The 10,641-nt window shown below is 71.5% G+C and carries 8 protein-coding genes and 1 pseudogene; 3 read left to right on the forward strand and 6 right to left on the reverse strand.

All coding sequences use genetic code 11. The annotated features are described in order from the left end of the window. The 5 genes from GTW40_RS30050 to GTW40_RS30070 all read right to left on the reverse strand — a co-directional run. The coding region (locus tag GTW40_RS30050) for an ATP-binding protein (RefSeq protein WP_237525836.1) at nt 1–2,267 on the reverse strand (2,267 nt) is incomplete at its 3' end. A 334-nt stretch (nt 2,268–2,601) separates the two neighbouring features. Next, nucleotides 2,602–3,459: a dioxygenase gene (locus GTW40_RS30055; protein WP_161183292.1), complete on the reverse strand. Its 858-nt coding sequence runs from the start codon at nt 3,457–3,459 to the stop codon at nt 2,602–2,604. A 108-nt stretch (nt 3,460–3,567) separates the two neighbouring features. Beyond that, entirely contained in the window at nt 3,568–4,464 is an 897-nt protein-coding gene (locus GTW40_RS30060; protein WP_343245825.1) for a citryl-CoA lyase, read from the reverse strand. Beyond that, complete coding sequence (locus tag GTW40_RS30065) at nt 4,457–5,656, reverse strand: CoA transferase (RefSeq protein ID WP_161183293.1); 1,200 nt, start codon at nt 5,654–5,656, stop codon at nt 4,457–4,459. Before GTW40_RS30065 ends, GTW40_RS30060 begins: the two co-directional genes overlap by 8 nt. Nucleotides 5,657–5,746: 90 nt before the next feature. Continuing rightward, nucleotides 5,747–6,589 carry an IclR family transcriptional regulator C-terminal domain-containing protein gene (locus tag GTW40_RS30070; protein ID WP_161183294.1) on the reverse strand — a complete coding sequence of 281 codons (843 nt, stop codon included), beginning with the start codon at nt 6,587–6,589 and terminating at the stop codon, nt 5,747–5,749. Nucleotides 6,590–6,809: 220 nt separating this feature from the next. Here GTW40_RS30070 and GTW40_RS30075 point away from each other — a divergent pair, with 220 nt between their 5' ends. Together GTW40_RS30075 and GTW40_RS30080 are read left to right on the forward strand one after the other, a co-directional pair. Beyond that, nucleotides 6,810–8,261, forward strand: a complete 1,452-nt coding sequence (locus tag GTW40_RS30075; protein WP_161183295.1) for an amidohydrolase family protein — start codon at nt 6,810–6,812, stop codon at nt 8,259–8,261. 110 nt (nt 8,262–8,371) lie between these two features. Continuing rightward, nucleotides 8,372–9,505 (forward strand): hypothetical protein, encoded by a 1,134-nt coding sequence (locus GTW40_RS30080; protein WP_161183296.1) that lies wholly within the window; start codon nt 8,372–8,374, stop codon nt 9,503–9,505. A gap of 112 nt (nt 9,506–9,617) precedes the next feature. Here GTW40_RS30080 and GTW40_RS30085 read toward each other — a convergent pair whose 3' ends face one another. Next, nucleotides 9,618–9,962 (reverse strand): barstar family protein, encoded by a 345-nt coding sequence (locus GTW40_RS30085; RefSeq protein WP_161183297.1) that lies wholly within the window; start codon nt 9,960–9,962, stop codon nt 9,618–9,620. A gap of 467 nt (nt 9,963–10,429) precedes the next feature. Here GTW40_RS30085 and GTW40_RS30090 point away from each other — a divergent pair. Continuing rightward, a pseudogene (locus GTW40_RS30090) lies at nt 10,430–10,641 on the forward strand (chitinase); the annotation flags it as partial.

Consider the following 10,641-nt stretch of genomic DNA (forward strand, 5'->3'; position numbering starts at 1 on the left):
GGCAACATGTGCGCCGACTCCATGTGCGTCGGCTCCATGTCCCCTGGCTCCGCTGGTGCCAAGTGCAGCGACACCATGTGGCTCGACACCATGTGGTCAGCGGACACGGGGGCAGAATCCATGTGTTCGGGCGCCATGTGGCCGGTAGCTGCGTGGCCGAGTTCCGTGTGCTCCGGACCCATGTGGCCGGGAGCCGCGTGCCCAAGCTCCGTGTGCCCAAGCTCCACGTGCTCGGAACCCACATGCCCAGGCGCCATATGGCCGGCCTCCAGGTGCGGAGACGACACATACCCCGGCCCCATGCGCCCCGTGGCCATCCCCACGGCCCCTTCCTCGGAGGGCGCCTCCGGGTAGCCGGACCCCGTCGTCTCCATGTGCTGCTGGGTCTCCGCCAGGCCGATCCCGCGCTGGAAGGCGGCCATCAGGCCGGGGTCGTGGCCTGCGACGGTGTCGCCCTCCTGGCGGGGGGTGGGGCCGCCCCGGAGTTGGGGGACGATGTGTTCCTGGGCGCGGCGGCGGGGCAGCCGGGGCCGCTCCATGGTGCCGCGCACCGCACTGCCGACGCGCGGGGTGGGGAGGTTACCCATGTTGGCCTCCACCACGGACCGTTCCTCGGCGCTGACGCCGGGCACCGCCTCGGCGGGGTTGGGCCGCCGTTCGTGGGCACCGCGCGTGGGCAACGGCGGCGGTGTGCCCCCGCTCCCGCTCGCTCCCTGAGCGTGCCGCCCCCGACCGGTGCCTGGCACCTTCCCGGCGCTTCCGTCAGAAACGCCCGGCGCGGTCCACGTACGGCCGGAACGCCCGCTCTCCCCCGCGCCCGATTCACGACCGGCGTCACCACCGACCCCTAGCCCGGGAGGAGCCGTACCCTCACCACGAGCCACGAGCGGCGCGCCACCGGACGCACCGTCCGCTCCGGCGGCGGGATCGGTCGTCGCGCCTGGCGCCAAGGAGGGCCGTCCGGCCGCAGCCGTCAACTCCCCGGTCCCGGACGGAATCTGAGCCTGTCCAGGCCCCCCTCCGTGCCCCACACCCCCCGCAACGCCGGACATCATCCCCGGCGCCGGTCCCAGCAGGGCCTGCGGGATGACCAGCACCGCCTGGACGCCGCCGTAGATGTTGGTCTGGAGCCGTACGCCGATGCCGTGGCGGCGGGCGAGTTGGGAGACGACGTAGAGGCCGATGCGGCCGTCGGCGAGGAGGCTGGCGACGTTGACCTGGTCGGGGTCGGCGAGCAGGGCGTTCATGCGCTGTTGTTCGTCCACCGGCATGCCGAGGCCGCGGTCCTCGACCTCCACGGCGAGTCCGGAGGTCACGAGGTTGGCGCGGAGGAGTACTTGGGTCTGCGGGGCGGAGAACACCGTGGCGTTCTCGACGAGTTCGGCCAGGAGGTGGATGACGTCGGCGACGGCGTGTCCGCGCAGTTCGCCGTCGATGGGCGGGACGAGTTTGACCCGCGAGTACTGCTCGACCTCGGCGATGGCGGAGCGCAGTACCTCGGTCATGTCGACCGGGTTGCTCCACTGGCGCCGGGAGACGGCGCCGCCGAGCACGGCGAGGTTCTCGGCGTGGCGGCGGATGCGGGTGGCGAGGTGGTCGACGTGGAAGAGCCCCTTGAGCAGGTCGGGGTCCTCGATCTCGTTCTCCAGCTCGTCCAGGATGGAGATTTCCCGGTGCACCAGGGACTGGAGCCGCCGGGCGAGGTTGACGAAGACCTCCAGTTTCTGTTCGCTGCCCGCCTGGCTGGAGAGCTGGGCGGCGCGCACGACGGCGGTGACGGCGCCGTCGTGCGCGCGGGCGAGGTCGGCCGCGAGGAGTTCGAAGTCGTCGGCGTCCTCGGGCGGCCTGCGGCGCGGTTTGCGCTGCGGGGGCGTCTCGCCCTTGCGCAGCGCGTCGACGAGCGTGCGCAGGTCGGCCTCGCCGCGCGCGGCGCCGCGGCGCAGGGCGCCGACGCGTTCTCCGACGGAGCGCGCGGCGCGGTCGGCGGCCACGGCCGCGATGGCGATTCCGGCGGCGGCCACCACGACGGCTCCAGCGAGAACGGCCCACAGGCCGAGGCTCGTTGGGACGCGGCTGGAGCGGACGCAGAAGACGACGGCGGCGCCCGCGCCGAGGGCGACGGCGATGGGCGGGAGCACGGCGAGGCGCATGAGCTGGGGCCGTATGTGCGTCTCGGGCAGCGCGGGAGCGGGTCGGGCGACCGATCGCCCGTGCCTGCCGCCCTCCCGGCGGTCGGCACGGGTGGCCGGTGCACGGAGGTGAGACATCTGCGTCCTCGTACTGGTCCGTCGGGCCTGTCCTCGCGTGGTGCGCCCTGGGTGCACCACGCCTGGCGGTGTCGGCGGCACGGGGCGCACACATGCCCCGCGTCGTCCGACGGACACTCACGGTAGTTGCCTGCGCATCCGGTCTGATGGGCAGTTGACAAAGTCACCCGGCCGACATCCCGCTCTGGTATGAGGCTTCGTACTGCAGACCGATAACCCCGTCCAATTCCCCTGCCAAAGAAAGAGCACAGGGAAAAGAAAACAGTCCGACTCGATCAGAAAATGCCGTCACCGAACAGCACGGTCGATGCCAGAGTCCGGGGCGGGAGAACGCTCACTCGGGTTGCAGGACGAAGTCGTACGTGGCGTGCAGATACGGCTCCCCGACAGGGTCGCCGTCCGGTGCGGTCCCGGCCGGGCGCTCGGTGAACCGTACGATCAGCGGGTCCTTGGTGCCGAAGACGACATCGCTGTCGAGATAGTCGCCGCCCTCCTGGAAAAGGTGGGTGATCAGCTTTCGGTGACCGGGCTCGTCGATCAGGAAATGGATGTGTGCGGGCCGGAACCAGCTGATGTCCGTCCGGTGGATCAGGTCGCCCACCGGGCCGTCCATGGGAATGGCGTAACCGCGTGGCGCGATGGTGCGGACGCAGTACGAACCGTCTTCCCGCGTACGGTATTTGGCGCGCAACCGTGCCTCGTCGATTTCCGGGAGCTGTGCCTCGTAAGCGCCGTCGGCGTCGGCCTGCCACACGTCGAGCACGGCGTTCGCGAGGGGCTTGCCTCCGGTGTCGGTGACCTTCCCGGTGATGTAGAGCGGGGTTCCGGGGAGGCCCTCGGACATGTCGAACCCGTGGGGCACGGTGGGCGATCCGTCGACGTGGAACGGGCCGAGGACGGTGGCGGGGGTGGCCTCGGGGGTGAAGCGGTTGTTCAACTGGACCACCAGCATGCTCAGTCCGAGCACGTCGGAGGCGAGGATCAGTTCCTGCCGCTTGTCGTCGCAGGTCTGGCCGGCGTCGGTGAGCCACTGGATCGCGGCGGCCCATTCGTCCTCGGTGAGGCGTACCTCGGCCGCGAACGCGTGCAGATGGCGGACCAGTGCGGTCATCAGCTCGCCCAGGCGTGGGGAGTGGGCGGTGGCCCAGCGCTGGACGGCCAGTTCGGTGATGTTGTCCTCGTCGGCGAACACGGGTGTGGCCCTGCCTCTCTTGTCGCGTGGGTCCGTCCGTCCGCTGCGGCCTCGCGCGGCGCGGCTCACGGCACGCGGGGTCGCGGCACGCGCGGTCGCGGGCGCGGGTCAGTCCTCCGGCCGCGGTCCGAGGTGCGGGGGCCGGGCCAGGGGCGCCAGGGGTTCGGGTGCGAACGGGTCCGGGGGTACGGGGGTGTTGTTGAGGTCCACGGACAGGAACACGTCGCGTGCGACCGGGTGGCGCAGTTCCTCGGCGAGTTGGCCGATCAGTCCGGCGGTGCGGGCCAACAGGGCGAATCCGCGCAGGAGTTCCAGGGGCAGGCCGAGGTCGGCGAGGGCGGCGCCGCAGACTCCGGCCCCGTTGAGGGGCAGGGTCCGGCCGAGGACGTCCGGATGGACCCGGCCGATGGCGGCGAAGAGCGTCAAGTGCGGCCCGAACAGGCCCTCTTCCGCAGCGATACGCATCAGCTTCGGTGTCCTCGGGTCGCCCTCCTTGTGGACGTGGTGTCCGAGGCCGGGTACGAACTCACCGGCCGCGCGGCTCTCGCGCACCGTTCTCGACGCGACCGCGTCCCAGCCCTGTTCGTCCTTCGGCAACTCCCGGTCCAGGGAGACCAGTACGTCGTGGAGGAAGCGGCCAGTGTCCTCCGTGACGCCGAGGAAGCGGGAGCCGCCGCCGAGCAGCCCGGCGGCGAGGGCGCCCTGTATCGAGTCGGGCGCGGAGAGGTAGGTGAGGCGGGTGACGATGGCCGTGGGGGTGAAGCCGTGGTCGGCGAGGGCGGCGAGGACCGCCTCGAACACCCTGGTCTCACCGGGACTTGGGCGCCGCTGGGCGGCCAGCCAGAACGCGAGTTCCCCGAAGCCGACCGAGCCCATGATGTCCTCGGCCAGGTCGTGCCCGAGCAGGGTGATGCGCTCGGGGTCGGAGGCGCCGAGGGCGGTGGGGTAGGCGGGGCGTGGGATCTGCCCGGGATCCCTTTCGTGGCCGAACAACGGCTCAGTCACGGTCGTTCGCCTCGGGTTCGGCCAGCCACTTGCGCAACTCGTCGCCGTGTTCGTCCAGTTCGGGTGGCGGCAGCCGGTACGTGGCGGGGGTGGCGGAGAACCGGATCGGGTGCCGGGTCGTGGGTACGGCGCGCTCCCCCTCCCCCACGCTGACCACCGGGTCGAGTCCGAAGCGTTCGGCGAGCGCGAATCCGCCGTCGATGGTGTTGATGGGCCCGCACGGCACCCCGGCCGCGACGAGCAGGTCGAACCATTCCTCGGCACCCCGCGTCACGAACCGCTCGGTCAGCAGGGGGTGGAGTTCGTCTCGGTGGGCGGTGCGGTCGGCGTTGTGCGCGAAGCGGGGGTCGTCGGCGGTCTCGGGGATGCCCAACACCGTGCACAGCTTGCGGAATTGACCGTTGTTGGCGGCGGTGACGACGAGGTCGCGGTCGGCGGTGGGGAAGGGTTCGTAGGGGCAGACACTGGGATGGGCGTTGCCCATGCGGTAGGGCACGGTGCCGCCCGCGACGTAGGCGGAGCTGTGGTTGACCAGGCCGGTCAGGGCGGAGGAGAGCAGGTTGACCTCGATCAACTGGCCCTCCCCTGTGGCGTCCCGGTGGCGGAGGGCGGCGAGGATGCCGATGGCGGCGTGGTTGCCCGCCATGACGTCGAACACGGAGATCCCGGCGCGGTAGGGCGGCCCGTCGGGTTCGCCGGTGAGGCTCATCAGGCCGGAGACGGCCTGCACCATGAGGTCGTAGCCAGGTACGCCGCGGCCCGCGCCCGAGCCGAAGCCGGTGATCGAGGCGTAGACCAGGCCGGGGTTGTCCCGTCGTACGGTCGCGAAGTCGAGTCCGTACTTGGCCATGCCGCCGGGCCGCAGGTTCTCGATCAACACGTCCGCGCGGCGGGCGAGTTCGCGGGCGGCCTCGGCGTCGCGTTCGTCGCGCAGGTCGAGGACGAGGGAGCGCTTGCCCCGGTTGACGCCGAGGTAGTACGTGGAGACCTCGCCGCGTACCGGGGGCGTCCAGGTGCGGGTGTCGTCGCCGTTCGGCCCTTCGACCTTGATGACGTCGGCGCCGAGGTCCGCGAGGAGCATGGTGGCGTACGGCCCGGCGAGGACGCGGGAGAAGTCCGCGACCAGGACTCCGGCGAGCGGGCCCGCGCCGGTCGTCGTCGGCGGGGCTTCCGGCTTGGCGCTTCGCGGCATCGGCCTCGCCTCTCTGTCCGCTGCACGGACGCTCGTCCGCCAACGGATTCTGTGTCGGCGGAGTCGGGGCGTCAAGGGGGCCGTACGCCGTCAAATGGGGGCCGGAGAAGTGTCGTTGGGCAGCTTGGTCTCCGGTCGCCGGACCGTGTGGGGCGCGGTTTCCAGGCGGGCGAAGTCGAGGCTGATCTCGCCCGCGGCCTGGAGGAGGAGCGGCAGATAATCGTTGACCAGGACGTCCGCCGGGGTCTCGGCGGCGTGCGCGTTGACGTTGACGCTCGCGATGACGCGCCCGGAGCCGTCGCGCAGCGGGGCGGCCACCGAGCGGATGCCACGGGCGAGTTGCTCGTCGGTCATCGCCCAGCCCCGCGCGCGCACCTCGCGCAACTCGGCCTCCCATTCGCCGCGTTCGGGCCGCCACACCGGGTCGAGGCCGGACCGACCGGGCTCGGCGACGACGCGGGCCGCCTCCTCGGGCGGCAGGGCGGCCAGCAGGACCTTGCCGAGCGAGGTGGGCAGCGCGGGGAAGCGGGTACCGATCTGCACCACCAGGGCGACGACCTTGGGTACGGAGACCCGGGCGACGTAGACGATGTCGGAGCCGTCGAGCTGGGCGATGGAGCAGGACTCATTGGTGCGCTCGACGAGCCACTCCAGGTGGGGGCGGGCCACATCCCACAGCCCCATCGACCGGGTGTAGGCCACACCGAGGTCGAGCACACGTGGGGTGAGGGCGAAGCCGTTGTCCTGCTGGCGCACATAGCCGAGTTCGGCCAGGGTGAGCAGGATGCGGCGCGCGGTCGGCCGGGCGAGGCCGGTCGCACCGGCCACGTCGGTCAGTGTCATGACCGGCTGCCGGGGCCGGAACGCGGTGATCACCTCCAGCCCCCGGGCCAGCGCCTCGATGAAGTCGGGCCCGGTTCCCTCGCGCGGCATGGCAACCCCCTGTGTCCGTGTGCGCTGTCCATATAAGGCCGCCCGTTCCCGGACGGTGTTCTCGCGGAACTGTACGCAGTATTGACACGGCACCGCCCCGCTGAACACCATCGGAGCGGCCCATCTGTCCGCTGCACGGACAGTGGTACGGAATCCGCGCGAGACCGCGGCCGTACGCGGGTCCGCAAGGCCAGTCGCCCGCCGGGAAACGGGAGTTGCCGTGCCGATCCAGTCCGCCCCGTTCGAGCCGGGCCGTCCCTTCGTCTTCCGGGACGCCACGGTGCTGACCGTGGACCAGGCGCACCGGGTACTCCCCCACACCGACGTGCTCGTGACGGGAGACCGGATCACCGCCGTCGGCCCGCGCCTCGACGTGCCGGAGGGGACGGCGGAGATCGACGCGGCCGGCGGGATCGTGATGCCGGGCATGATCGACACGCACCGCCACATGTGGCAGACCGCCATGCGCGGCTACGGCGCCGACTGGACGCTGACCCAGTATTTCGTCTGGTACTACCTGGAGCACGGCAAGGTCTTCCGGCCCGAGGACATCCACGCCGGGAACCTGCTGTCCGCCGTGGAGGCGCTGGACGCCGGGGTGACGACGGTCGTGGACTGGTCGCACGGGCTGCGGACGGTCGACCACGCGGACGCGGCCGTGGACGCGCTGCGGTCGGTGCCCGGCCGCTTCGTCCTCGCCTACGGCAACATCCACCAGGCCCCGGCGGAGTGGACGGCGGCACCGGAGTTCCGGGACTTCGTGCGCCGCCGGATCACCGGTGACGACATGCTCGGCTTCCAACTCGCCTTCGACGTCACGGGAGATCCCGAGTTCCCCGAACGGCCCGCCTTCGAGGCCGCGCGCGAACTGGGTGTGGCCGTCACCACCCACGCCGGGGTGTGGGGTGCCACCGACGACAGCGGTATCCGGCTGATGCACGAGCACGGGTTCATGACGCCCGAGACGGTGTACGTGCACGCCTCCACGCTCTCGGCCGACTCGTACCACCGCATCGCGGCGACCGGCGGTTCCGTCTCGGTCTCCACCGAGAGCGAGCAGAGCGCGGGCCAGGGCTACCCAACGACCTGGGCCCTGCGCGCCCACGGCATCCCCGTCTCGCTGTCGATGGACACCAGTGTGTGGTGGAGCGGCGACCTGTTCTCCGCGATGCGGACCACGCTCGGCGCCGACCGGGCCCGCGAGCACCTGGAGGCCCACGCCCGTGGCGAGACCGTCACTCATGCCGCGCTGCGTGCCGAACAGGTCGTGGAATGGGCGACGTCGGGAGGCGCCCACGCCATCGGCAGGTCCGACGACCTGGGCAGCGTCGAGACCGGCAAGAAGGCCGATCTGGTGCTGTTGCGCAACGACCGCTCCCCGGTGTCGTTCCCGCTCCTCAACCCCCATGGCCACGTGGTCTTCCAGGCCCAGCGCGGCGATGTCCACACCGTGGTCGTGAACGGCCGGGTGGTGAAGTACGACCACCAACTGGTCGGCGTCGACCTGGCCGTCGTACGCCGCACGGCCGAACGGAGCGTGGAGTACCTGCGGTCGGTCATCGGCGAGGAGGCGTGGGCCGCCGGGATGAACCCCGACGTGCCCGAGACCAAGGTGCTCGACAACCCGTACACCTATACCGATTACCGCAGTTCGGGCACCCGGCCCCGCTGACGCGCACCGTGATCCGCATGTGATCAAGACCCCGTACTCTCCGCCAAGTCGAAGCCGGTCGAAGCCGGCCGAAGCCTCACGGCACTCAACATCCTTGCGGGGGACGGAAGATGACGTACAGACGCGCGGTGCTGCCCGCAGTGGTCGGCGCCGTACTGCTCACACTGTCGCTGTGGTGGGCGGGGGCGAGCGCGCAGGCGTTGCGGCTGCCAGGGGCGGGCACCATGCTCGATCCCCAAGCATCCCTTCAGGTAAGGCTGTTGCTGGGGCCGTGGGCGTACGATCCGCCGTCCGAGATGCTGAGCGGCGCCGCGTACGGCGACCTCTACCGCACCGCGATGCAGATCAGGTACGTCACGGTCTTCGTGGTCTTCCTCGCGGGCGCGCTGCTCCTGGTCCGCAGGCTGCCCCCGGTACGCCCCCGCACCCCGGCCCTGCTGTTCGCGGTGTGGACCTGGAGCCTCGTCGCCGGGACGCTGGCCGCGCTGGTGTCCGCGCCGTGGCTGATCTCCTCCCGGGGGCATGGCAGCTACCGGCTCCTGCCCCAGCTGGCGAGCGTGATCGCCCTGGGACAACAGCTGACTGTGTTCGCGGGCCTCCTGGCCGCACTCGGCACGGTGCTGGTCGCCCGGATGGCCGCCAAGGACGCGGAGGACGTGGACGGCGCGGAGGTGCCGCCCCGCCGCGAGGTCCCGCCGCGCGCCGCGCGCCTGTCCGCGAGCGTCGGCACGGCGGTCGTCGCGTTCTCCCTGCTCGTCCTGTCGTACGAATCCGTCGCCGCGGCGATCCAGACCTCGTTCTACGACAGCGGCATGTTCTCCGAACCGGGCGACCTGCTGCGCCAGTGGCTGCTCCTCGGCTTCTGGACGTCCCCCACGTCGACCGCCCTCACCGACTGGCTCCTCTACCGCCTCCTCGACGCCCTCCTGCTCGCGGTGGTGTGGTGGTCGCTACGCCTGCTCCCGGGGCTCCTCACCCGGGTCACCGTCCCCGCGATGGCGCTGTGCGGCGTCTGTGCGACGGTCCTGGGCCTGCTGGTGAGCCAGGTGGCCCGCCTTCCGCTGAACAGCGACGCGGGGGGCTGGGGGCCGCTGTACGTACTGGGCCAGCTGGGTGGCGGCGTTCCGGCGGCGATCACGTTCGGGACGCTGGCGGGGGTGGCCGCGGTGGTGGTGTTGCGGATGGCCGACCGGAGGGAGACGGCCGAGGTGCCGGGACCGGCGGAAGAGGCGGCGGAGGCGTAGGGGGTCGGCGGGCAGCGGGAGTCCGTCCGCGCCGACGCCGGTAAACCCCCAGGTCAGCCGCCCACGGACGCGGACGGCCACCCCACGCGAAGCCGGGCACGCCCCCTCAAGCTCAGGCGATCGCCAGCACGACCGCCAACGTCGAGTCGTACTCCTGCTGCCGCCCGGCCAGGGACTCCAGCACCTGCTGCGCGCTCTCCCACTGCTCGGGCTGGGCCTTGGCGAAGTCCTGCCAGCCGATGACGATGAGCAGTCGGCCCGGCACTTCCGGTCCCCAGCCGATGTCACCGGCGGCGTCGGTGAAGGCCTGCCAGTTGCGGGCCGCCGAGGCCGGGAGGTCGAGGGCGGGGAGGCAGCGTTCCATGAATCCGGCCTGGTCGGAGACGCCGGCCAGGTCGAGCGGGATGATCTTCCAGCCGGCCTCGTGGACCACCTGGGCGAGTGTCGCTGGGGGCATGTCCGTACCGCCTTCGGCGTCCGGTTCCTCCCCGCCGCCGCGGGAAGCAGGTCGATTTCACCCATCATGCCCCACGGTGAGCGATCCCTCACGAGGAGCCTGTTCCGCCCCCGCGTCCCCACGGAACGACGACAGCGGCGGGCCACGCGCTACCCCGGAACCGTCCCGCCCGCAACCGCGGCATCCCGGAGCCGCCTCGCGCCTCCGCGAGGACATGTGACCGGTAGCACCTTCCATCCCATTCCCGCAGGTCCAAGCTCCTTTGCAGTACAGCAAGTTGACTGAACCTCACCCGTTCTTTCACAGGCGACTTGACTGGTCCATACCAATGCGATTGAGTGCGGCCCACACCCCCCACGGCCACCCCCACCCGCCTTGTCCGGCGCCACTGGCGCCCGCGCGGGAATCCCGGCCCCGTCGTCGCACGCTGCCCGGGTACGGCCGTTTCCCGCAAAGGAGTTGACTCTGTGTCGAGACGACACGTCTCCGCCGCACTGACCGCGCTCGCACTGGCGGTGACCCCGCTGGTGATGTCGGCCCCGGCCGCGTCGGCGGCTCCGGCCACCACGGCCGCGTCGTGCGCGAGCTACCCCAACTGGGTGGCGGGCAAGTCGTACGTCACCGGCGACATCGTCCGCTACACGGACGGCAAGACGTACATCGCCGAGCACGACAACCC

This window comes from Streptomyces sp. SID4985 (genome assembly GCF_009863025.1).
Lineage (GTDB): Bacteria > Actinomycetota > Actinomycetes > Streptomycetales > Streptomycetaceae > Streptomyces.

What these genes read in the sequence shown, in the direction of transcription:
- GTW40_RS30065 (WP_161183293.1), bottom strand. Translation starts at nt 5,656, where the DNA reads ATGCCGCGAAGCGCCAAGCCGGAAGCCCCGCCGACGACGACCGGCGCG.
- GTW40_RS30070 (WP_161183294.1), bottom strand. Translation starts at nt 6,589, where the DNA reads ATGCCGCGCGAGGGAACCGGGCCCGACTTCATCGAGGCGCTGGCCCGG.
- GTW40_RS30080 (WP_161183296.1), top strand. Translation starts at nt 8,372, where the DNA reads ATGACGTACAGACGCGCGGTGCTGCCCGCAGTGGTCGGCGCCGTACTG.
- GTW40_RS30085 (WP_161183297.1), bottom strand. Translation starts at nt 9,962, where the DNA reads ATGCCCCCAGCGACACTCGCCCAGGTGGTCCACGAGGCCGGCTGGAAG.